Origin of the sequence: Paenibacillus radicibacter (genome assembly GCF_024721995.1) — a bacterium.
GTDB classification, from domain to species: domain Bacteria; phylum Bacillota; class Bacilli; order Paenibacillales; family NBRC-103111; genus Paenibacillus_AM; species Paenibacillus_AM radicibacter.
Genome location: NZ_JANQBC010000016.1, coordinates 34539 through 57327 on the forward strand (window position 1 = coordinate 34539; position 22789 = coordinate 57327).

Here is a 22789-nt window from a genome sequence, read left to right on the forward strand (position 1 = left end):
CAAGTATACAAGATTCATGATCGCAACAGCGGCATACATGAAAAAACCGCCTCCTAAGAGGCGGATTCTTGAGCTATTAATACGGATAATTGTTCGAAACACCCTGATCTAATTTGCCTTGCAGATATACAAGACTCATAATTGCAGTGGCTGCTTCAGCTCTTGTCACTTTATCCTTCGGACTAAACTTCCCGTCTTTCGCTTTTAACAGTCCTAACTGTGTAGCGAGCCACACATCACCTTTATTCGTAATTTGGCTGCTATCTGCATATGACAAACTTGGGAACTTCGCACCAATCTCCTTCGACAACTTGCTGTATTTAGTTACAGACACCAAGTACGATGCGAATTGTTCACGAGTCAGTTCTTGCTCAGGGCCTAACTTTAGGGTTGCATTCGCTTCCAGCCACTTATACTGAAGCGCAAAGCGAATCGCATCATAATACTCATTCTTCTCATCTATATCGGCAAAAGGCTGCTTCTTGTCATTGGAGAAACTCATACCCGCAAATTGGGAAGTATGTGCCTTCGCCAACATCGTCCACCATTCGCCAATCGTTACAGCTTGATTCGGATTTACTTTTCCTGCATCATCTGTGCTTAATACTTTAAATTGGATGAGTGTATCTAGTTCCTTCTCTGCAACATGTCCCTTAATATCCACAGGTGCGATAGACGTCTTCGCATCTGCGATGCCGTACCATTGTTTCTTCCAATTTCCATCTGCAGCATCGATAACCGACATGAACGGGTTATCCTTTAAGGATTGTGTATAGACAAGCCCCATTTTCCTCAGCTCATCTGGATTACCATTGTAAATTCCACCTACATAAATATAATTTAATTCTAGCTTCGTATTTTTCCAAACCTTCTCAAGCGCTTGTTCTTTTGTCACAACAGGTTTCAGTGTATCTAAGTCTTTATCCGCAACATCGCTTCGATTCGCATAGTAACTTGAGATGTTACCTTGTAAATCCATATTAATATTCACTGTATCTCCTGAAACAGGAATATCCTTATAGAACCGTTGGAAAGTGAAGGAATAGTTCGTTATCTTCGAAGTAGAATCAGGTGAAACTACCTGTCTTAACTCCTGACTTGCATTCGGATACACTTTGTTCAGCAGGAGAATCGCCTTTTTCTCAGCATCTTCTTTCGATATTGAAGGAAGTGCATCATCCACCTTCGGCACACCCATCATATATTGATTACTGCTATAATCTCTAACGAATCCTTGCTTAACAAGAATTGATGCATAAATTCGCCCTTCAAAACTTTGCTGTCCTTCTTCAGCCCAATTTAAGTGCCACAGCTTCTCTTCACTATTGTTCCAATTATCTTGTGTGGACGAGTTCTCCAATTTCTTCTCTTTCGGAATACCGAATGCATCTTCTACTAATTTTGCTGCCTGCTCAGCAGTCAATTCTGCTTGGCCTTTATGGCCTGTATATGTACCTTCTGTAGCAGGAACACGCTTATACTTCTTGCCAGTTATATCATAATTGTTTCCATCTTCTAAAATTCGTCCAGTTTGTGCATCAATTGGATAAAGGAAAGGAACATAACCTAAATACCACTTGGAAATCTCACCTGAATTTTTACGATCAGGGATATATTGCAGTTCTGCCATCTGGTTGTCTTTTGCATATTTGGTAGCTTGATCTAATGTTAATGTAGGTTTAGATGATGCAATGTCATTTCCAAGCGCTTGCCTGTAAATACCCGATACCTCTCCATTCCCATCCACCGTTACGCGAATACCTCCATCTTGTACCTTCACTCCTTGTACAAGAACATCATAAGAGAATGTATAACGCACAGGACCAAACAATGTCGCATCGTACACGTCATAGTGTGTTTCCTTACTTTCTACGAAATCTTTCGCTGTTAAGGATGGAGATGCCTGCAGGACAAATGCTTTAGCAAGCTCACTAGCTTTCTCCTTCGTTACTTTTGGAGGATAGTATACAACATTCTGCTCACGATCTCTTGGATAATTATTCACAGAAACCTGTAAGAAATCACCTGTATCTGCTGCAATTCTACTGCTAAAACCGTAACTGCCATTCCCTTCCCGAATCTGCCATTCGATGGTCCATACATTCTCATTCGGACGTGGATATTGATTCGGCACTCCAAATTGTATACCTCGAACCTCAGCATCTTTTAACTTTGGAAACAGCTTGCGTATACGCTCAACTGCCTCATCCTTCGTGATCTTTGCGTCTGCTTCTGTGTACTTATGTACTGCTTTTGAATCTTTGACGATAACAACATTTTCCTTAGGCACAGCTACTACTGTCCCCTGCTCTGCTGCAAATGCCGCACTTGGCACAAGTAAGCTTGCACTAATCGCAGTTGTTAACATCGCCTTGCTTAGCGTACGATACGGTCGTTTCATGTTCTTCAAACGATTCACTCCCTGACTCATATTTAGGCAAAATGTTCTACATTCTTAATACGAACATTTATTGGTAAAAGTTGCATCTTTTAAGGATAAAACAAAAACCGCCTCAAATTGAGGCGGTTTTTTAATCATTAGTACATATTATGGTTCGTTACGTTCTGATCAAACTTGCCTTGCATGTATACAAGATTCATAATCGCAACAGCCGCGTCAGCTCTTGTCACTTTATCTTTCGGATTAAACTTACCATCCTTAGTTTTAAGTAAACCTAGCTGAACAGCTAACCAAACATCACCTTTATTCGTAATCTGGCTTGCATCGGAATAAGGAACACTTGGCAATTTCGAAGCTAATTCATTCGATACTTTGCTGTATTTAGCAACTGTAACAAGGTATGAAGCAAATTGTTCCCGTGTCACTTCTTGCTCCGGGTTTAACTTCTGAGCAATGTCTGCCTTTAGCCACTTACTTTGAATAGCGAAGCGGACCGCGTCATAATAATCGTTTTTCTCATCAATATCCGCAAAAGGCTGTTTGATCTCATTCGAGCTGCTATAACCCTCATAATAAGGCGTGACGGCTTTCGCTATCATCTTCCACCAGTCACCAATAGTAACTACTTGATTCGGATTCACTTTACCTGACTCATCTGTACTCAATACGTTAAATTGTACAAGCGTATTTAATTCTTTTTCAGCTGCATGCCCTTTAATATCAATTGGATTGATCGAAAATTGATTCTCCGCTCCGTCATACCATTGTTTCTTCCACTTACCATCCGTCGCATCAACAATTGGTGTGTTTGGATTATCTTTCAAAGATTGAACATATACAAGATTCATAACATTAGGTTCTGCCAAATTACCAGGGTTGTCCCCTCTTGAGGATGCATATTGAAGCTCTAATTTTGTATTGTTCCAAATCTTTTCCATAGCTTGCTCTTTCGTTACTGCGTGCTTAATAGCATCTAATTCTTTATCTGCGACATCGCTTCTATTCGCATTATAATTGGAGATGTTGCCTTGCAGATCCATATTAATACTCACTGTATCTCCTGATACCGGAATATCCTTATAGAACCGCTGGAATGTAAAGGAATAGTTCGTTTTATTCGAGCTGGAATCAGACGCAACAACCTGTTTCAACTCCTGGCTTGCGTTTGGATATACCTTATTCAATAGATCAATCACTTTCTTCTCTGCATCTTCTCGGGAAATCGCAGGAGATGATCCATCTTTCTTCGAATTGTCCCTGTATTGAGAGTTGTTGTAACTGATTACGATTCCTTCCTTAGCATGAATAACAGCGTAAATACTATTCCCAAACCTTTGTTGCTCTTCACCCATCCAATTTAATGTCCAGACTTTCCCCTTGGTATTACCCCAATCAGATCGTAACGATGTATCGGATAGTTTTAGGTCCTTCGGAATACTGAATGCATCCTCTGCTATTTTACCCGCTTGCTCAGACGTCATGTCAGCTTGCCCTTTGAAACCCTTATAAGCACTTGCGGTTGCAGGTACACTCTTATACGTTCTGCCAGACTCCCCAAGTTGATGTACATGATCCATAATCTGACCTGATTGTGCATCGATGTTATAAAGTAATGGCGAGTATGCTAAGAACCACTTCGTAGTTCTAGCCCCCCTTCGCTCAGGGATATATTGCAATTCTGCCATCTGATTGTCTTTCGCAAATTTAGAAGCTTGTTCTAATGTTAACTTAGGCTTTGATGATGGAAATTCACTTGCAGGTGTTTGTCTCGATATTTCCGTTATATCACCGTTACCATCAACATTGACCCGAATATCTCCACCTTGGACCTTTACCCCTTCAGCATAAACATCATACGCAAATGAATAACGCACAGGACCAAACAGCGAGGTATTATATGCGATATATCGATCCTCCGTATTCTCATTAATATTGTTAGTTTTTAGGGAAGGCGAAGCCTGCAATATGAATGCTTTTGCTAGTTCACGAGCCTGCTCCTTCGATACTTTTGGCGGATAATTTAGAGGTTTTGGTTGACGTTCCCCAGAATAACCGGAGCTGGAAAGTTGGAAACTCAGAACATCGCCAGTATCTGCTGCAACCTTACCTCTATAACTACGACTCTCATTGGCTTCTGTGATTTGCATAATTATTGTCCATACATTTTCATTCGGAATTGGATATTGATTCACTTCTCCGAATTGCACACTCTGAACTTCCGCGTCCTTCAGATGAGGAAATAACTTACGTATACGCTGGACTGCCTCATCTTTCGTAATCTTCGCATCTGCTTCTTTATACTTATGTTCTGCTTTAGAATTTGTACTGGAACCTTCTTTCGACACCGAGGTAGCTGTTGTAGTTCCTTGCTCAGCTGCGAATGCCGCACCTGGTACTAGTAAACTCGCACTAATCACAGTTGTTAACATTGCTCTGCTTAACATGCGAAACGGTCGTTTCATCTTCTTCAAAACCATTCACACTCCCATCAATTAAACTATTAAAATGGATTACTCCCAGAGACATTCTGATCTAACTTACCTTGTGAGTAGACGAGATTCATGATCGCTACAGCTGCCTCTGCTCTAGTCACTTTATCCTTCGGATTAAATTTACCATCCTTTGTTTGGAGCAGACCTAGCTGTACAGCTAGCCATACATCACCCTTATTCGTAATTAGACTTGCATCGGCATACGACAGACCTGGCAATTTGGCTACTAACTCTTTTGATAGTTTTTTATATTTAGCAACTGCTATGAGGTAGGATGCAAGCTGCTCACGTGTCAGTTCTTGATCAGGACTTAACTTTTCCGTTGCATTAGCTTCTAGCCAGCCGAATTGGAGCGAGAAACGAACAGCATCATAATAAGGGCTTTTCTCATCTATATCGGCAAAGGGCTGCTTAATCGCATACGAGCCAACATTACTTGTATAATGCACGGTAATTGCCCTCGCCATCATCGTCCACCATTCGCCAATTGTAACTACTTGGTTAGGATTTACTTTACCCGCTTCATCTGTAGACAACACTTTGTGCTGAAGCAATGTTTCCAATTCTTTCTCAGCCGAATGCCCCTTCAGATCAGAAGGTTGAACTGGAGCGCTTTGATCCATGATGCCATACCATGATTGTTTCCATGAACCATCTACTGCATCAATGATGGTACGTACCTGATTGTCTTTTAAACTTTGATTATAAACTAACTTGTTGACAACTGGCTCTTGCTGCTCACGATCGTATAGGGAACCTGTCTGTAAATATTGAAGTTCGACTTTCGTGTTTTTCCACAGTATTTCCAGTGCCTTCTCCTTCGTAATAACAGGTTTCAATACGTCTAAAGCGGTTAGCTTAATATTGTTTCGGTTGGCATAATAATTCAGCAAATTACCTTGTAAATCTAATGTAATGTTCACGTTATCTGCACTTATTGGGAGGCTGTTGTGGAACCGTTGGAATGTAAATGAATAGCTAACCGGAGCTTTCTTATTCCCGCCTGCCTCTTCCCTTACGGCTTGCTTTAATTCTTGACTGGCATTGGGGTAAAGTTTATTTAATAGGACAATCGCACGTTTTTCTGCTTCATCTTTTGTTATAGTCGGTAATGTTGGATCAAGTTTTGTTTTCTCTTGATAAGGAGTAAACCGATTCGAGTAATAGGATAGAATATCGCCTGTCTGTGCATTCACTGTTACACTTAATTGCCCTTCAAATCCAGCTTCTGGATTATCTCCGAAAGTGATATACCATTGCTTGTCACCACTTGAACCCCAGTTCGATTGCAAGCTAGAATGGAGTACTACTTTATCTTTAGGAATTTGAAGCAGTTCTCTTGCGCGATTGCTTGCTTGATCAGAAGACAAATCTGCTGCTTCCTTATTTCCTGAATACGTATTCTCTGTTGCAGGTACAGCTTTATATGTAGGTACTTTGAAAGAATTCATTCCATTCTCTAGAAACTTCCCAGTCTCTGCATCAATTGGCGAAATAGCTGGAACAAACCCCAAATACCAGGAAGAAATCGTACCATCACCCTTTTGCAAAGGCATGTATTGCAGCTCAACTTGTTGATTATCTCTTGCAAATTTCACTGCTTCATCAAATGTAACTTTGGGTGTTGCTGATGGAAACTCGTTTATAGATAATTGCCTTGAAAGACGTGTAACATTGCCTTCCCCGTCTAGCCCAATTTGAACGTTCTTACCTTTTGCAGGCACGCCATTCACAAGCACATCAAATTGAAATGAATAACTCACAGGTCCAAATAAAGAAGAATTATAGTAATCATATGAAGGATCTACCTCAACGAGATCTTTTTCAGTTATCGAGTTAGAGGCTTGTACGACAAAGACTTTGCCAAAGTAAGAGCTTGTTCTTTCGTCACTTTCGGCGGGTAGAACAACTTATTACGGTCTGAATCAAACGAAGGCATATACGCATCAATGATTTCACCTGTATCTGCTGCAATCCTAGTACTGAAGCTATGTCCACCACCATTAGACATTTTAAGTTCCCAATCAATACTCCATACATTAGCATCAGGGCGAGGCATTTGATTCTTCATGCCAAAATCTACACTTCGAACTTCTGCATCTTTAAGCCTTGGAAACAGTTTACGCGTGCGCTCTACAGCCTCATCTTTTGTGATCTTAGCATCTGCTTCTGTGTACTTCGGTTTAGCTTTAACTTCAGCCGTTTTTCCACTCATATCAATCACTACATCTACTTTTTGCGGGACAATAGTCCCTTGTTCTGCTGCGAGTGCCGCACTTGGCACAAGTAAGCTTACACTAATGGCTGACGTTAACATGACTTTGCTTAGCGTGCGAAGCGGTCGTTTCATTGTCTTCAAACCATTCACTCCTTCAATTTTATAATTAGGGAAAATGTTCCATCTCATTTTACCAGATTTAGTTGGAAAAAGTTGTATCTTTTTACGTACAAGCACAAAAAAGATCGAAACCCCTTTTATGAGAAAAAGAGTTTCGATCTTTCTACGATATATTTTAACTCATTACATGATGAATGAACTTCTCTAGCGCCGTGGTATCACGAATGTTCTTATTGCACTCCTGACTATCCATACACAAGTAGTTACCAACTGCCTTGTAGTAATCGGATGTAGCATTAATAGGTCGTTTCTTCGTAATGGCCGTGAAAAGTGCCAACTCCTCATAACGATTACACAGGAAACAGTAATTCTTCCTATTCGTAGGCGTAAATCTGCCCTCAAGCCCCACAATCTGCCCATCCATTGGATACAGAATAAATAGTTTATTGGTTCCAATATCATTCCAGCCTAGATACGTCACGAAGCGATGGTCGATTGTTGCTAGATCAGGCATTCTTAACTTCTTATTTTTCGGAAAAAGCTTCTGGATCTGCTTCGGCGTTACAGTTGGGAATTCCATCAGATACGGTTTTAACGCGAACAGATATTGATCGAAATCATGAACAGTTTGCAATACGGATATCGGTTCCAGCAGCTTCTTCTGCTCCTCAGTAGCATTTGGAAACAATCCAATGATCTTGGATTCAGAATCCCCTCGTAATGCTTGAACAATCTTCTGATCCGCAACTGTTCTGATCGTTTGTAGCAGAATTTCGCTTTGCTTCTTAATAAAATTATATTGGTGGTTTCTAATAAATGGTATACACATCTTGGCCAGCTCCTTAATGGTTGAATAAACTCCACTTAAGTTGCAAAGCCCATCTATTTAGAAACGAACGTATGCTATTGTAGGCGATATATATCATATATCCATCTCGCCCATGCAAAGTATCGCCGCTAAATCAGGCTTTGCATGAACTTGTGCCAATCCGGCAATCGCGAATTGCCATTGTTACCAACTCCTTGAGTAAACTGTACTGCTATTTTAATCCTATTTCCAATTAATCTCAATGTTTTAATTGTTTTTTATATACATTGTAAATTATTGGATATAAGATAAGAGGAAATCAGCAACCCGATTAGAAGGTTATAGCAATGGAGTCTCAGCCATACGCATTTATGTATAAAATCCTATGGACCTTCGGATTATTGGCTTTACTTATTGCCAATACCTACTTTGAGAAAGAGATCGATCGAATTGCCAATACCATTTACAGCAAAGAAGGTTCATATTGGTATTATGCAACTGTACCCTGTTTACTCGGCATATATCTTTCATTCCTTTTTATTAGAAAATGGACATGGCAACTCAATGTTCCTCTATTGTTAGGTGTATGTCTACCTTGCTTCCTACTCACTTTCTACTCCCCATTAGCCTACACAATCGCTAGACTCACAGCCACATCAACTACATATACAATCCCGATTCCATTATGGTTATATCAATTAAACTCACTTCATGTCTTTTCATTCGTTTGCGGTTTCACTCTCATGATGAGTTTGTTCGGGGGTAAATCAGCTCCACATTCTCATAACGTCAACTAGCTCTTGACCTACAAACTCCATTCGGTATACATCTGGCTTCGTGGTATGTAGTAGGAAGTTCAAGTCGTACCGATCATCATAATAATTCATCATTAAGGTCATTACAGCCCCGTGTGTGCCAATTGCGACTTTCTTCCCTTGATATTGTGTCAACAATTGTTGCAACTCTGCTACTGCCCGCTTCTGGCACGTTGCATTCGACTCAGCGCCTTCAAGTGCATAGTCAGGTTCGGCAAAGGATCTCTCCACTATGGGCATGAGCTCTGAATCTGGCAATCGGAAATTTTCTGCGAAAAATACTCTTTCCTTCAAATCTTCTATACCAATCACTTCTTTACTAGAATGCTTAGCTAACTCTTCAATAGTCAGGATTGCCCGTTTGTAGGGGCTGGATACGAATACATCGATTCCCTCCGATACTAGCAGCTCCGTTATTCGTGCCGAATCTTCCATTCCTCGCTCCGTAAGTTCTCTTACGCGCTCATCCCCAACCTTCGGTGATTCACCATGTCTAATCATGTAGATGTACGTTCTCATATTTGCCCTCCAGGATAAAATCATTACTTCATTTAATCACATTTCTTCTCATAAAAAAATCCCCAACGATCTACTCGTCAGGGATTTCATTCATGCATTGCACGTTAAAATTCTTATTTCATACCTGCTTCAATTTCTTTGATCATTGCAGGAACAGAGATCAATCCGCCGCCTGATAGGTACCAGAAGTCAGCATCTAGATATAGGATATGACCGTCTTTGAAAGCATTTGTTTTCTTAACAAGGTCCGTCTCGATAATCGCCTTCGCAGAGGATTTACCATCAACAGCCGCTGCAAAGGCGCTTTCTTTAGGGCTTATTACCTCTTACAATCGTACAAACCTATTTCTTCAACCATAATGCTGGGACATTTGCTGGTTCCCAGCCTGTTAGCGAAGTATGTGCTTGAAGGCACTGATACGTTGATCCACCATAAGACACAAGATCTCCGACCTTATATGCTACGCCCGGAGCCCATGGCGTGTTCGGATTCGGTGTCGTCGTATCGTTATTCGTCGTTACGCTTACATCATTACTTGCTGCGGAACGATTTCCTGCAGCGTCTTTCGCTTTTACTGTGAACGTATACGCTGTATTCGGAGTCAAGCCAGAGACAGTTGCCGACGTCGACGTAACCGTCACGACTAAGGAATTGCCTTGGTATACTTCATATCCTGTGACGCCTACATTGTCCGTCGAAGCACTCCAGCTAAGCGATACGCTTGTGTTTGTTTTGCCTGTGGAAGTTAAATTGCTAAGTACGCTCGGTGCTTGCGTATCAGCACCTCCACCTCCGTTTGCCGCCTGTACAGCAGCATAAGCATCAACAATACCAGATCCATATTCATATGTGCTTCCAGCAGGTTGTGCTGTAGATTTAAGTATGCTTTCGACTTGAGCAGGTGTAAGGCTTGGCTTAACCTCTGCTGCGTACCTCGAATATCGCGAACTTCAAATAGTTGCCTTCATCAACACCCAGAATTCTCGGGTGATCCTTGCCTGCTGCACGAAACTCGACTAAACGTAGCACTTTACGAGCATCAGCAGCCGCTTTATGAATCGTCTCTAAGAACAATTCTGGTTTCATGTGATAGGAGCAGCTTGCTGTAACTAAGTAACCACCTTCATTTACTAGCTTCATACCGTGCAAGTTAATGTCTTTGTAGCCTCTGCAAGCACCTTCTACCGCACCTTTGGTCTTCGCAAATGCTGGCGGATCAAGGATGACTACGTCCCATGTACGTCCACCTTTAGCAAGTGGCTTGGAAGTGTCGACCTTACTATCTGCTGCTTGTGACCATTGTTTACGCTGCTCCAGCCCCTTAGAGTGCTCACGCAGATAGTCGAAAGCATCTGCAACCACGAACTCCACACGATCCTCAAAACCATTCAAAGCCACATTACGACGCGCACTCTCAATTGCATGCTCGGAAATATCGAGGCAAGTCACTTTCTTCGCACCTGTCTGACAAGCATTCAGTGTAAAGGAACCCGTATGTGAGAAGCACTCCAGAACTGTTGCTCCATCCCATAGTGGGAACGTCACGACTTTGCCATTCGGATTTACTGGAAGCATCGTGAGCTCACCATCTTGTTCCACTTCTTTCACTTCAATGCCGCTCTGCTTACCCCAGCCTGTCATTAGTGGTGCGATCGCTGCGCGATTCTCACGTTGATCGAAGAAATAACCTGTCTTCTGACCTTCTTCAATATCAACTTCGATAATAAGGTCGTTCTCTGTCACTTGAACATGACGCGGGCACTCTCCATAAAGTAGACCCTTCACTTCCTCAAGACCTTCCAGACGACGGATGCTCACATCACTGCGTTCATAGATGCCTTTAGGCTGGAACACTTCAACTAAAGCTTGTACGATCTGATCGCGTCGAACGTCCATACCTAGTGTTAAGATTTGGACTACTAACACATCGCCAAAGCGATCCACGATCAAGCCCGGTAAGAAGTCAGATTCTCCGTAAACGAGACGACACGCATCTGCACCAGGTACAAAGCGCTCACGGTGTTCCTTGCAACGCTCAAAACGCTCCACGAAAAATTCCACGCTTGTATCTTCAAGCTCTTCATATGCCATCACACGAACCGTGATTTGTGACTTTGGATTGTAATAACCAGCCGCTAGAAACATGCCTACATGGTTGCGAATCGCAACGATTGACCCGGGTAGTGGCTCCCCTTCTACACGCTCAATTTCCGATGCGAACACCCAAGGATGTGCGCCTTCAATACGCGGCTTTCTCTTTTTATGTAGCACTACTGCTGTCATAATGTAGCCTCCTTCAATTCGATTTCAATTACGTATATTTCATTTACAAAAAAGGTTGGTCATGACCCACCAGATTGTCTCATATATTGTTAGGACAAGACCGTTACTTGGAGGTTTTTAAGTGATTCATTCTATCCTAGTTCCTTTATTCGCCGGTATGGCGATGTTTCTATTCGGTATGAAGACGATGGAGTGGGCTTTGCACAACTGGGCTGGCCCCTCGCTAGAGAGATGGCTGACAACACTTACCCGTACACCGCTGCGCGGCATGTTTACAGGTACAGTGCTCACAGCTCTGCTCCAGAGTTCATCTGCCATTACGGTTATTGTCATTGGACTTGTCAATGCCCGTATTCTGCGCTTCTCCCAGACCGTTGGGATCATCCTCGGTACGAATATTGGTGCATGTCTGACGACCGAACTCATTGGCGCAAGCTTAGGCAAGATCGGACTTCCACTGCTGATCGTCTCGGCAAGCATATGGCTCGCGACATGGCTGATGCATTCCATGAATGCAAATTCCACAGATCAAGAATCTACCGATCCCACTGTAAAAATAAAATGGTTGCACCCTGTACGCTGCGCTTCTGGGGCAATAGCGGGCTTCGCCCTTGTTCTACTCGGTATTCAGATCATGCAAAGCATCGGACCTGCCTTGCAAGCTCATGGACTGTTCACGTGGTTCATCGAACATGCCTCTGAATCCCTTGGTTGGGCGCTATTAGCGGGCGCATGTGTAACTGCACTCGTACACTCGTCAGCCGCTGTGATCGCCATAGCGATGAGCCTTGCTGCCGCACACAGCTTATCGCCCGAACTTGGTATTGCCGTTACGCTTGGTGCGAACATCGGTACCTGTGTCACTGCTTGGATGGCATCCATCGGCGGTACACGTGCGAGCACTTTTGTCGCGTGGACGCATATTGGTCTGAACCTCGTCGGTGCGTTACTATTTTTCCCATTTGTATCCGAATTAGCGCAAGCTGCTGCAACTTTCTCTCACGAGCCCGCTGTGCAGATTGCAAGAGCCCAGACAATCTTCAATGTGCTCTGTTCGCTCATAGCGCTGCCGCTCTGTTATGTCAAATGGCGAAAACCATCCAAACTCTAGAGTTTCAGTCAACGGTTAACGTCAAGTTTCCTATTCGACTACAATTCCAAGCTTCTCTAAGCCAAGACGCAATACGGAATCGTTATTATCGTATCCTGCACCAAGTTGTTCACGCCATGCATCCATCGGTGCAAGCCAGTGCACTTCACCAATCTCTTCAATCTGCGCTTTCGTATCGCCGCTGATCGCCTCTAGTAGGTAATAATGAACTTCTTTGTCCACGTCACCTTTTTCATGGTGTGAAAACTGGTACTTGATCATTTCTAAGAAATCGCGAATTTCGCTTGTGATCCCTGTTTCTTCCCAAATCTCACGAATCGCTGTTTGTTCGATCGTCTCGCCTGGCTCCATTTTCCCCTTGGCCAATGTCATCTTGCCGAAGCGGTCTTTAATCATCTGGATTTGTAATTCACCATTCACCTTGCGGTACACGACACCGCCTGCTGAAATTTCAAGCATTACGTTCACCTCTAGTTATAGGATAGGAGAGCATGTTCAAAAAGTTGGGTCACTGCAGAGAAATAAGCACTTCCGGTCGCTGTCTCAATCGTGAATTCTGAATTTATTTTATTGTATTTTCACGATTTCAAAGGCGAACGCTACGCTCCTGCAGTTGCTTTTTTCTCTTTCGTTTAACTTTTTGAACATGCTCTTGTTTATAAAAACAATGTTCACTTCACCAACAAGAAAGGATTTCACACTGCCAGATGGCGATGTGAAATCCTTTTTAATATCAGGAATTAATGACTAGTTACTTGCTGCTTTTGCAAGCTTTGCAACGCTAACTAGTTCACCTTTACATTCGTTCACACCAGCAACTGTTAGCTTCACTTGGCATACATGACCGATCAGATCTTCACTGCCAGGGAATACGAGCTGGATGTAGTTATCGGTGTAACCCATCACAAGACCAGCTTCATCGCCTTTGTGTGCGCGCTCTGGAATAACTTCAAGCGTCTCACCAACGAACTTCTCTGCGTATGCAAGCTGCATTTGCTCCGATAAATCGATAAGCTGATGAACACGTTCATTCTTCACTTCTTCATCAATCTGATCTGTCATACGTGCAGCAGGCGTACCTGTACGCTGGGAGTAAGGGAAGACGTGCATTTCGGAGAAACGCATTTCCTTCATGAACTCGAAGCCCTCACGGAACATCTCGTCTGTTTCACCAGGGAAACCTACGATAATATCCGTTGTAATCGCCACATCTGGCATTGCTTTATGAATCGCTTTGATCTTGTTACCGAACTCTTCGGTTGTATATTTACGACGCATACGACCAAGAACCGTGTCATTGCCTGCTTGAAGCGGCACATGAAGATGACGGCACATTTTATCCGAACTAGCGAGTACTTCAAGTACTTCATCCGTAATTTGACTTGCTTCAATAGAAGAGATACGAATACGCTTAAGTCCCTCTACTTTATCGAGATCACGCAGTAATTTCGCCAAGGAATAACCCTCGATGTCCTCACCGTATCCACCTGTATGAATACCCGTAAGTACGATCTCTTGGTAACCGGCAGCAACGAGCATACGCGCTTGTTTAATTACACTTTCTGGCTCGCGAGAGCGCATAAGTCCACGGGACCAAGGAATGATGCAGAACGTACAGAAGTTGTTACAACCCTCTTGAATTTTGAGGAATGCACGCGTACGATCTGCGAAATCTGGAACGTCTAATTCTTCGAATTGACGCGTCTTCATGATGTTGCGAACCGCATTAATCGGCTCACGCTTGGATTTAATTTCATTCACATACGTCATGATCTTATCACGATCTTGTGTACCAATAACAAGGTCAACACCTGGAATCGCCAAGATTTCTGCAGGAGAAGTCTGCGCATAGCAGCCTGTTACAGCAATGATCGCATCTGGATTACGGCGAATTGCACGGCGAATCATCTGACGACTCTTCTTATCCCCTGTATTCGTTACGGTACATGTATTGATCACATACACATCCGCTGTTTGTTCAAAATCGACTTGTTCATAACCTTCGTGCTTAAACATTTGCCAAATGGCTTCTGTATCGTAAAAATTCACTTTACATCCGAGTGTGTGAAATCCTACTGTCGACATTCATCAAACCCCCATTTCTCCAGATTCATATAAAATACATGTTAAGCCGACCATTGCGGCAGTCTCTGTTCGTAAAATACGCTTACCAAGTGATACCGACATGCAGCCATGCTGCTCAGCATCTGCAACCTCTGCTTCTGTAAAGCCGCCCTCAGGCCCGATCACAAGAAGCAATTTAGGCTTATCCGTTGCTTTAAGACTATTCTTGACGAGCTCTCTAAAAGACAGTCCGCCTTCCTTCTCATAGCAAATCCATGCAGCATCATAATCTTTCATGCTCTGCATGAGGTTTTTCCAGCTTAACACCGATTCTACACGTGGCACTCGATTGCGATGGGCTTGTTCAGCCGCTTCCTTCGCAATCTTATTCCAACGCTCACTGCGCTTCGCTTCTTTCTTGGCATCATACTGTACAACAGTACGATCGGAGACGAACGGAATAAATCCGGCTGCGCCGATCTCTGTCCCTTTCTGAATGACAAGTTCCATCTTATCGCCTTTCGGCAAGCTTTGTGCAATCCAGACCTGCGCACTTGCTTCAGCTGTTAAAGGAAGCACCTCTACAATTTCAGCAGTAACGCTGCCTTTTTCAATTTCTACGATTCGAACTTTCGCTTCACGATCCTCGCCATTCGAGCAAATACACTCATCGCCAACTTCTGCACGCATGACTCGTACCAGATGATGAGCATCATCACCTGTTATCGTGACCGTTTGATCGTGAAATTGTTCATTAGGTATAAAATAACGCTGCATCTTTTGACCTCTACCTTTACTTTACTTAATAAAGTGTGCTCAAAATGTTGGGTCACTGCGAAGAATGAAAGTGTTTTAATGCTTACGTAGTGGCTTTCCAAGGAAAGCCTGTGAGTCTCAATCGTGAATTCTGAATTGATTTTCATGGTAATCTCACGATTTCAAAGGCGAACGCTTACGCTCCTCCAACACCCTCATTCCTCTTCGTTAACCTTTTTTGAACACACCCCTATAGACCGAATAACGCTTTCGGAATTTGGATGTTGAACATCGGCTCTAATACGGAATAGAACACATCTAATATATCCCACTGTAAACTAAATATAGGTCCCAACGTCACATTATAAAGTGGTGGAATGAATACAGCCAGCAAAATAATGAAGAACATCCACTGCTCATAAGGACGAAGCTTCATGGAAATACGAAGCGGTAATGCATCAGATAAGATCCGATAGCCATCAAGCGGCGGAATTGGAATCAAATTGAAAATAAACAGGAATAAATTCAGTTTTACCATATATCCAATAAATACTAACATCGCTTCCTGAGCGCCTGTTGACCAACCTGAGATCCAGCCCCACTTGACCATCATAAACAGGACTGCAAGCGTCACGAATGAAAGTATTAAGTTCGATACCGGTCCTGCGACAGACACGATAATCGACATCAAGCGCCGACGTTTAAATTTCGATGGATTAATGAGGACAGGCTTCGCCCAACCAATTCCAAATATCACGAAGAGGATCGTTCCAAACACATCAAGGTGTGAACGTGGATTCAGTGTCACACGCCCCATACTCCTCGGAGTCGGATCACCAAATTTCGTTGCTGTATACGCATGTGCAAATTCATGAATACTGAAGGAAATCATCAGCACCAAGAGCACAAAGGGTATTCGTTCAATTGGAAAAGCCAAAAAACTACTCAAACCTTCACCACCTGAATCAATTTCATCTTACATGTTACTTAGCGTTTAATTGCAATTATTGCAACCCAATCTCCATCAACCATCTTATCTTCAATTTCAAAGCCAGCTGCAACTAAACCGTCCACAACTTGCTGCTCTTTAGAAATAATAATACCTGACGTAATGTAACGTCCACCTTGTTCCAGGACTTGGTATACATCATGTGTGAACAGCAGAATAATCTCTGCAAGGATGTTTGCTACAACCACTTGTACAGGCAACTTCACATTAAGCTCAGCACCCGCTTCATTTTCTTTCAATACACCAAGCAAGTCACTAACTTTCGTTGTAATTTGCGCTTCTAGCTGATTCTGAGCTGTATTCTCACCTGCAATCGTGACTGCTACAGGGTCAAGGTCTACTGCGAGGACTTGACGTGCACCAAGCTTCACTGCTGCAATAGATAGCACACCCGAACCTGTACCTACGTCGATTACATCTTCGCCGCCTTTGAGCACTTGTTCTAATGCTTTTAAGCAAAGGGAAGTCGTTGCATGCGTACCTGTTCCGAACGCCATACCCGGATCAAGCTCTAGAATAATTTCACCAGGAGACGCTTCATATTGCTCCCAAGTCGGTTTAATTGTCATACGATCCGTAATCTTAATTGGTTTAAAATACTGCTTCCAAGAATCTGCCCAATCCTCATCATCCACTTCACGCACTTCATACGTAGGCGCACCTGTGTCGATATCGAAATCCGCAAGCTCATCCACACGCTCTGTGAGCGTCCCGAGTATTTCATCCATCTTGAAATCTGTTGCAAAATATCCCTTAATAACAGCACGTCCTTCAGGAATATCATTGAACGGTTTATCGTACAACTGGCCATAAGATGTATCACGTTCTTTGTTTAGCGTACCGGACTCTTCGATCGATACCCCGCCAGCTCCTAGTTCATGTATAAAGTTCGTAATCATCTCAATTGCTTCTTCTGTCGTATTTACTGTAAGTTCATGCCAACGCATCGCTATATTGCCTCCGATTTCATGTATCAGTTATCCTGCTTATTGTACTATATAAACCCTTATGGGTAAAACGTAAGCCTCATCTGTCTGCATTAAAAGTACATCCATCGATTAAGTGTGTAGTGAATGACCCCCGTAGCTGCCACTCCACCAACAAGACCCATCCATCCAAAAGCGGAAATGCCTCCAAGTGCACTTATAACAAGCAGTCCCGGAAGCGCCAGCCAATAGGAGGTTGTGAGCACTACATCATGCCGAAAGCGATCAGATAGCGAGAATAATTGAAGAAAGTCTGCTTGAAGTGCATTTTTCGCCCAGGATCGCATCCAAATTTTGAGGACAAAAATTGCAGCCCCCCACAATATCCATTTTGCAAAAAGAGGGACAACCAGCATCGCCGCACTAATCGGTATTGCAAGCCGCAAGTAAAGACCCACTTGTCCACTATCACGAGTGAATACTTTAATTAAACTTTCAGCTACACCTTTAACTGGTGTGTATTTACGGAATAGACGATTAGACTGACGAAATAAAATTGGACGTTTACGCCTCGTCGGCTTCTTTTTGTCGTCTACTTGCTTCATCATCAGCGATAACAAGCGAGTCTTCATCTCTACTTCTCTATCTACCTGTTCGAAAAAAGTACCTTTCCACGACACTCTCCATGCGCGAACTGATGGAAGTAACACTAACATCACCAAAGTCATTCCAAGTCCAAGCCAAGGCAAATACGTTACGACATAGCCGAATCCAATAAACAGAGCAATCCCCATCAGAACAAACGGAATCCGGATGAAATAATATTTCCAACCCCTGTATGTATAAGAAATGCGCTCCAGTATTATTTTCTCAATAAAAATGAACAACGTTCCACCTATCACTAAGCTTGCCAATTGTAACCCACCAAATCCAAGCTGCGCATATAACCAAGGTGCAAACAGGAATACAATTAAACACATCATAATCAGACGTTTACCTAATGAGAACAAGAATCCGTACTGTATAATTTTCTTATACCACTGATCCCTTTGTAAAATGAATAATTGATCCGCTCCCTCGATGAAGTAGCGATTGTTACCGACACTTCCAAGTAACTTCATAATAAAAAACACGAATACGATCGGTAGAAAAGCGAACCAAGCTGGTGGCTGCTTCCACAATACGAAATATTGATAGCCCCCAATTAATACAGCTGGAACGACAAAATAAAGAGCGATAATCCAATCTATTACCAGGGAAATAACTCGCCGTTGAAAGCTGGCATTATAACGAATCCGATGGAGGAATAGTTGTTTAACATTCATCGTCTGCTCCCCCTATACCAGCTCGTGAAAGCAATCGAATAAAGTTGCCTCAGGCATCCCACACTGCGTCCTGATGTCATCAAGCGTTCCATTTGCAACGAGCGTTCCGCCTGCGATCAACACAAAACCATCGCAAATCCGCTCAGCCGTATCTAGTACGTGGGTGGACATGAGGATCGATGCCCCGCGTTCCTTTTCCTCATTGAGCAAATTTAATAAATCTTTGGTCGCATGTGGATCCAAGCCGATAAAAGGCTCATCCACAATATACACATCTGGTTGATTCAGAAACCCGATAATGAGCATTAACTTCTGCTGCATCCCTTTAGAGAAGTTAGCCGGAAGTTCATGCTTTGATTCTGTTAACTTAAAACGAGTTAATAACTGCTCCGCTCGTGTTTCAAACGTATCTTGAGGCATTTCATAAACAGAAGCAGCAAGCACCAAGTGCTCCCACATCGTAAGTCCATCATAAATGACAGGATGCTCTGGAATATATGCAAAATTCGCTTTTTTGTCGGCGAAAGAAATTTCACCCTTAAAGCTAGCTAGTAAACCAAGGATACTCTTGATTGTCGTACTTTTCCCAGCACCGTTAGGACCAATGATGCCTAGTAATTGCCCACGTTCTAGTGCGAATTGAATGTCGTGAATCGTTGTTTGCTCTTTGCTGTACCCTGCCTGCTCAATATGGACTTGCAGTGCGTGTTCTCCCTTAACTAACATTCCGATCTCCCCCCTCACAAACATCACCCTATTATTACATATAAACATAAAAAATCGTACCTACTCTTAAGTAAGTACGATTCTACACAGCTTTTAGATTCAGTAAAAGCGAATATTAAGCGTCTTGACGATCATCAGCTGCTGCTGCACGAGCTGCTGCAGCTACATCAGCTGCATCTGCTTGGTCTGCTGCAAACTCAACATCTTCGTTCTGACCAGCAGTTGCTTGACGAGCACGCGCTGCGCCTGCCACTTGACCTGCACCAGCAGTTGCTCCAGCTCCAGCTACGCCTGCATCTACACCATTCTTGTTCATTCCTGGCATGTTCATTCCCCTCCTTTATTCAGATCATTTAACCGTTATATTGTTCGCGACATCCGCGATTATTATTCTTTAATCTTTTCAAAAGAAGCATCATAGAGTCGGAACATCGTCTTATAACCAGACTCATCTAACTTAATGCCAACATCCAGCTTGCCAGTAATCATTAACGGACCTGATGTATAGCGGAGCTTAACGTTATCTGGAACGAACACGATCATAATTTTGTTCCAGTACGTCTCATCCCCGTTATCGAACGGACACTCTGCTCCCGGCTTCGGAATAAGCAGGAACCAGTGCTTATCAAAGGACAGCACTTCGCCCATAAACCCTTTAATCTGAACCGTCTTGCCGCTCATATCCCAGAAACTTTCAGATGGCGTATCCTGCTTATCATTATCAAAGAACTGCTCCCAATTAATCACGTTCGAAGCACTTGAGGAATTGGACTTGGCACTCGAACCGGGCTTAGCAGATTCCGTGCTCAACTTTGTAGCAGAAGGTTCTGGAGAAGGTGTAGAAACCGCTTTAGTTGGTTCGTTCTTCGCCGGTATTTGCGTTGAGGTTGAAGACGCTCCTCCTGTTTGTTGCGCAGCATTCATCTCCTTGGTCGCCTTATTCGTTTCATTTGAATTCGTTCCAGTCGAGTCAGTACCCGGGATAATAGGTAAACTCGTACTCGACTTTGGGTCGGGACTTGGACTTGAATCAGAATGCGATGTAGAGCTTGAGTCAACGCTAGAACTAGGAGTGGGAACTGCGCTTGATCCCGGTGCGGGAGTCTGAGTCGATGTGACCGTAGACGCGGCAGCAAGTGAACTGCCAAATGATTGCCCCTGAGTCGCTGTCACTTCATTCTTTTGACCACAACCGGATAACAGCATAATTGATAAGCCTATATAGGATACCAATTGAAATCTTACTTTGTTCATATCATCACCTCAAGTTCGGAATAATTGCAGGGGATCAACACGATACGCTTGCCATGCTGGACCAATTGACGCCAGTAAACCTATCAGAAGAGCTCCTACGATAAGCAGCCACTCCCCCGGCATAAACTGCCATGCTTCCAATTGCAGTCCCGCAAATTCAAACACGAGATCTCGGCCTAAATATCCTCCAATGTGACCGATCAACAGTCCCAACATCAGACCAAATCCCGTTAACAACACACCTTCACCAATCAATGTTGCCCATATGAATCGCTTCGATTTGCCGATTAAGCGCAATAAGCCGACATCCTTCTTCCGCTCGTGAACGGCCGCAATTAACGATAATAGAATAGAGCCCGCAGCCAGCACAATACAGATCACCGTCACAATACTGAGCGCCTGTGTTCCTTTGTCCACTACATTGACGATATCTGCGACTGCTTTACTCGTATAGATCGCTTGTACATTACTCACTTGGTTATACTTCGTCTTAATCGTCTGTGCGCCTAATAACGATTTAGGCTTTACGACGATTGCTGTTACATCTTTATGTCCTTGCTGCTGACCCGCATGTACCGCCCATGCGTAATCCAGTGTAGTATAAATCGCCCGATCATCTGAGGTGCGAAGCGATGGCAATATTCCCACAACCGTGTATGTAAAGCTATGATGGTCATGCACCTCAGTCCCCGCACTTTCGGTCGAAGCAGCATTTGCATGTTCATCATGATCGTCATCCTCATCTGCTTCGCCTTTCACGAGTCCATGCGCACCATGAAATTGATCTCCCACATGAAGCCCAAGCGTACTTGCCACATAGGAACCAACAATGACTTCACCTAACTTTCCATATAACTTCCCCGTAGCCATCTGTTTTTCTGCACCATATCTCGTGACGAAATAACCTGGCTCCATTCCCACAATCGGAAACCCATTATAGTTATCTCCTGTTGTCATCGCATATGCACTTTCAACTTGTGCATCTTGGCGAACTTCATCTACAAGCGAATAAGGAATATTGCCTGTTGGTGCGCCAACATGGTAATACGTGTTCAGTGCGAGCTGAGAAGCACTTCCTTTCGCACCTATTGTCACTTCATAAGGTCCATAACCCTTCTCTGCCCCTTGCTCTACGCCTTGACTGCATAGCAGTAGGATCACAACGAGCGCCACGGTTACGGTCACGGAACCAATCGTGAGGAGAGACAGCATTTTTCGATGAAGCATGTTCCGCCATAGCAATCCAATTAATTTCATATCACTTCTCTCCTTGCCAGTTCATTTAATTGCCCGATATGAACTTGCTTCGGGTACATCTGAGCAAGGTGCAAGTCATGGGTAACCGTAAGAAGTGTCAACCCCTCTTGTTCACATAAATCCAATAATAATGACATGATGTCGCGCGCTGTCTCCCAATCCAGACTTCCTGTCGGTTCATCCGCTAATATCAAGGGTGGCTTCGTAATTAGTGCTCGAATGATTGCGACCCGCTGCTGCTGTCCACGAGATAATTGCGATGGAAGATGATGCTCGCGATCCTGCATGCCAACACGTTCAAACCAGTAATCCAATTGTTCCTTACTTTGCTTCTTCGACCAATCTGCTGGAATTACGAGTTCGACATTCTGTTTAGCTGTAAGGGCAGACATCAAATGAAAATCTTGAAATATGTATCCGACCTGATTGGCTCGATATCGATCCCGTTTCACTTCCGAATATTGATGCAGCGGCTGCTTCTGAACCCAGACTTCACCCGAGTCCGGTACCATCACACCGCTAAGTAAGTGAAGCAATGTGCTCTTACCACTGCCACTTGGTCCGATCAGCGCGATTCGTTCCCTGTGTGGGATGCTCCACTCGGCTACATTCAATATCGGCAATGGCTTTCCATTTACGACAAACGATTTACGAACTTCGCGTAATTCAATCATTAGAAACTCCCCCCACATTCGCCTTATACA

General features: G+C 43.4%; 20 protein-coding genes and 1 pseudogene. 1 reads left to right on the forward strand and 20 read right to left on the reverse strand.

Features of this window, described 5'->3' with window-relative positions; genetic code table 11:
- Positions 1-76: 76 nt before the first annotated feature.
- The 9 genes and pseudogenes from NV379_RS23905 to NV379_RS23945 all read right to left on the reverse strand — a co-directional run bounded on the left by NV379_RS23905 (position 77) and on the right by NV379_RS23945 (position 11657).
- Positions 77-2401, reverse strand: coding sequence for a YcdB/YcdC domain-containing protein (locus NV379_RS23905; protein ID WP_258209929.1), 2325 nt, complete (start codon positions 2399-2401; stop codon positions 77-79).
- A gap of 137 nt (positions 2402-2538) precedes the next feature.
- Positions 2539-4830, reverse strand: a complete 2292-nt coding sequence (locus NV379_RS23910) for a YcdB/YcdC domain-containing protein (protein ID WP_258209863.1) — start codon at positions 4828-4830, stop codon at positions 2539-2541.
- 71 nt (positions 4831-4901) lie between these two features.
- Positions 4902-6656, reverse strand: coding sequence for a YcdB/YcdC domain-containing protein (locus NV379_RS23915; protein WP_258209864.1), 1755 nt, complete (start codon positions 6654-6656; stop codon positions 4902-4904).
- A gap of 65 nt (positions 6657-6721) precedes the next feature.
- Positions 6722-7252: a hypothetical protein gene (locus NV379_RS23920; protein WP_258209865.1), complete on the reverse strand. Its 531-nt coding sequence runs from the start codon at positions 7250-7252 to the stop codon at positions 6722-6724.
- A gap of 154 nt (positions 7253-7406) precedes the next feature.
- Positions 7407-8060: a FusB/FusC family EF-G-binding protein gene (locus NV379_RS23925; protein WP_258209866.1), complete on the reverse strand. Its 654-nt coding sequence runs from the start codon at positions 8058-8060 to the stop codon at positions 7407-7409.
- Between the two features lie 746 nt (positions 8061-8806).
- Positions 8807-9373 carry a histidine phosphatase family protein gene (locus NV379_RS23930; RefSeq protein WP_258209867.1) on the reverse strand — a complete coding sequence of 189 codons (567 nt, stop codon included), beginning with the start codon at positions 9371-9373 and terminating at the stop codon, positions 8807-8809.
- A 113-nt stretch (positions 9374-9486) separates the two neighbouring features.
- Positions 9487-9666, reverse strand: a pseudogene (locus tag NV379_RS26240) (ABC transporter); the annotation flags it as partial.
- 49 nt (positions 9667-9715) lie between these two features.
- Positions 9716-10258, reverse strand: a complete 543-nt coding sequence (locus NV379_RS23940) for a carbohydrate-binding protein (protein WP_373426164.1) — start codon at positions 10256-10258, stop codon at positions 9716-9718.
- 31 nt (positions 10259-10289) lie between these two features.
- Positions 10290-11657 (reverse strand): class I SAM-dependent rRNA methyltransferase, encoded by a 1368-nt coding sequence (locus tag NV379_RS23945; protein ID WP_258209868.1) that lies wholly within the window; start codon positions 11655-11657, stop codon positions 10290-10292.
- 121 nt (positions 11658-11778) lie between these two features.
- On the opposite strand from NV379_RS23945, the gene NV379_RS23950 reads away from it, so the two are divergent.
- Positions 11779-12768 (forward strand): Na/Pi cotransporter family protein, encoded by a 990-nt coding sequence (locus NV379_RS23950; protein ID WP_258209869.1) that lies wholly within the window; start codon positions 11779-11781, stop codon positions 12766-12768.
- A gap of 30 nt (positions 12769-12798) precedes the next feature.
- On the opposite strand, the gene NV379_RS23955 is transcribed toward NV379_RS23950, so the two are convergent.
- The 11 genes from NV379_RS23955 to NV379_RS24005 all read right to left on the reverse strand — a co-directional run bounded on the left by NV379_RS23955 (position 12799) and on the right by NV379_RS24005 (position 22759).
- On the reverse strand, positions 12799-13227 hold the full coding sequence (locus tag NV379_RS23955; protein WP_258209870.1) for an NUDIX hydrolase: 429 nt from the start codon (positions 13225-13227) through the stop codon (positions 12799-12801).
- Between the two features lie 288 nt (positions 13228-13515).
- Complete coding sequence (mtaB, locus tag NV379_RS23960; RefSeq protein WP_258209871.1) at positions 13516-14853, reverse strand: tRNA (N(6)-L-threonylcarbamoyladenosine(37)-C(2))-methylthiotransferase MtaB; 1338 nt, start codon at positions 14851-14853, stop codon at positions 13516-13518.
- Positions 14854-14856: 3 nt separating this feature from the next.
- A complete protein-coding gene (locus NV379_RS23965; RefSeq protein ID WP_258209872.1) occupies positions 14857-15609 on the reverse strand; it encodes a 16S rRNA (uracil(1498)-N(3))-methyltransferase in 753 nt (250 codons plus the stop codon).
- Positions 15610-15838: 229 nt separating this feature from the next.
- A complete protein-coding gene (locus NV379_RS23970) occupies positions 15839-16537 on the reverse strand; it encodes a site-2 protease family protein (protein ID WP_258209873.1) in 699 nt (232 codons plus the stop codon).
- 38 nt (positions 16538-16575) lie between these two features.
- Positions 16576-17544: a 50S ribosomal protein L11 methyltransferase gene (gene prmA, locus NV379_RS23975; RefSeq protein WP_258209874.1), complete on the reverse strand. Its 969-nt coding sequence runs from the start codon at positions 17542-17544 to the stop codon at positions 16576-16578.
- 92 nt (positions 17545-17636) lie between these two features.
- Entirely contained in the window at positions 17637-18848 is a 1212-nt protein-coding gene (locus NV379_RS23980) for an ABC transporter permease (RefSeq protein WP_258209875.1), read from the reverse strand.
- Positions 18849-18860: 12 nt separating this feature from the next.
- The gene (locus NV379_RS23985; RefSeq protein WP_258209876.1) at positions 18861-19574 is read right to left on the reverse strand and encodes an ABC transporter ATP-binding protein; all 714 of its coding nucleotides are present in this window, start codon (positions 19572-19574) and stop codon (positions 18861-18863) included.
- Positions 19575-19689: 115 nt separating this feature from the next.
- Positions 19690-19899: a hypothetical protein gene (locus NV379_RS23990; RefSeq protein WP_258209877.1), complete on the reverse strand. Its 210-nt coding sequence runs from the start codon at positions 19897-19899 to the stop codon at positions 19690-19692.
- 62 nt (positions 19900-19961) lie between these two features.
- A complete protein-coding gene (locus NV379_RS23995; protein ID WP_258209878.1) occupies positions 19962-20828 on the reverse strand; it encodes a hypothetical protein in 867 nt (288 codons plus the stop codon).
- Between the two features lie 9 nt (positions 20829-20837).
- Positions 20838-22085 (reverse strand): ABC transporter permease, encoded by a 1248-nt coding sequence (locus NV379_RS24000; RefSeq protein WP_258209879.1) that lies wholly within the window; start codon positions 22083-22085, stop codon positions 20838-20840.
- Complete coding sequence (locus NV379_RS24005) at positions 22082-22759, reverse strand: ABC transporter ATP-binding protein (RefSeq protein WP_258209880.1); 678 nt, start codon at positions 22757-22759, stop codon at positions 22082-22084. Before NV379_RS24005 ends, NV379_RS24000 begins: the two co-directional genes overlap by 4 nt.
- Positions 22760-22789 lie beyond the last annotated feature (30 nt).

What these genes read in the sequence shown, in the direction of transcription:
- NV379_RS23985 (WP_258209876.1), bottom strand. Translation starts at nt 19,574, where the DNA reads ATGTTAGTTAAGGGAGAACACGCACTGCAAGTCCATATTGAGCAGGCA.
- NV379_RS23990 (WP_258209877.1), bottom strand. Translation starts at nt 19,899, where the DNA reads ATGCCAGGAATGAACAAGAATGGTGTAGATGCAGGCGTAGCTGGAGCT.
- NV379_RS24000 (WP_258209879.1), bottom strand. Translation starts at nt 22,085, where the DNA reads ATGAAATTAATTGGATTGCTATGGCGGAACATGCTTCATCGAAAAATG.
- NV379_RS23925 (WP_258209866.1), bottom strand. Translation starts at nt 8,060, where the DNA reads ATGTGTATACCATTTATTAGAAACCACCAATATAATTTTATTAAGAAG.
- NV379_RS23945 (WP_258209868.1), bottom strand. Translation starts at nt 11,657, where the DNA reads ATGACAGCAGTAGTGCTACATAAAAAGAGAAAGCCGCGTATTGAAGGC.
- NV379_RS23910 (WP_258209863.1), bottom strand. Translation starts at nt 4,830, where the DNA reads ATGTTAACAACTGTGATTAGTGCGAGTTTACTAGTACCAGGTGCGGCA.
- NV379_RS24005 (WP_258209880.1), bottom strand. Translation starts at nt 22,759, where the DNA reads ATGATTGAATTACGCGAAGTTCGTAAATCGTTTGTCGTAAATGGAAAG.
- NV379_RS23930 (WP_258209867.1), bottom strand. Translation starts at nt 9,373, where the DNA reads ATGAGAACGTACATCTACATGATTAGACATGGTGAATCACCGAAGGTT.
- NV379_RS23965 (WP_258209872.1), bottom strand. Translation starts at nt 15,609, where the DNA reads ATGCAGCGTTATTTTATACCTAATGAACAATTTCACGATCAAACGGTC.
- NV379_RS23955 (WP_258209870.1), bottom strand. Translation starts at nt 13,227, where the DNA reads ATGCTTGAAATTTCAGCAGGCGGTGTCGTGTACCGCAAGGTGAATGGT.
- prmA (WP_258209874.1), bottom strand. Translation starts at nt 17,544, where the DNA reads ATGCGTTGGCATGAACTTACAGTAAATACGACAGAAGAAGCAATTGAG.
- NV379_RS23980 (WP_258209875.1), bottom strand. Translation starts at nt 18,848, where the DNA reads ATGAATGTTAAACAACTATTCCTCCATCGGATTCGTTATAATGCCAGC.
- NV379_RS23905 (WP_258209929.1), bottom strand. Translation starts at nt 2,401, where the DNA reads ATGAAACGACCGTATCGTACGCTAAGCAAGGCGATGTTAACAACTGCG.
- mtaB (WP_258209871.1), bottom strand. Translation starts at nt 14,853, where the DNA reads ATGTCGACAGTAGGATTTCACACACTCGGATGTAAAGTGAATTTTTAC.
- NV379_RS23995 (WP_258209878.1), bottom strand. Translation starts at nt 20,828, where the DNA reads ATGAACAAAGTAAGATTTCAATTGGTATCCTATATAGGCTTATCAATT.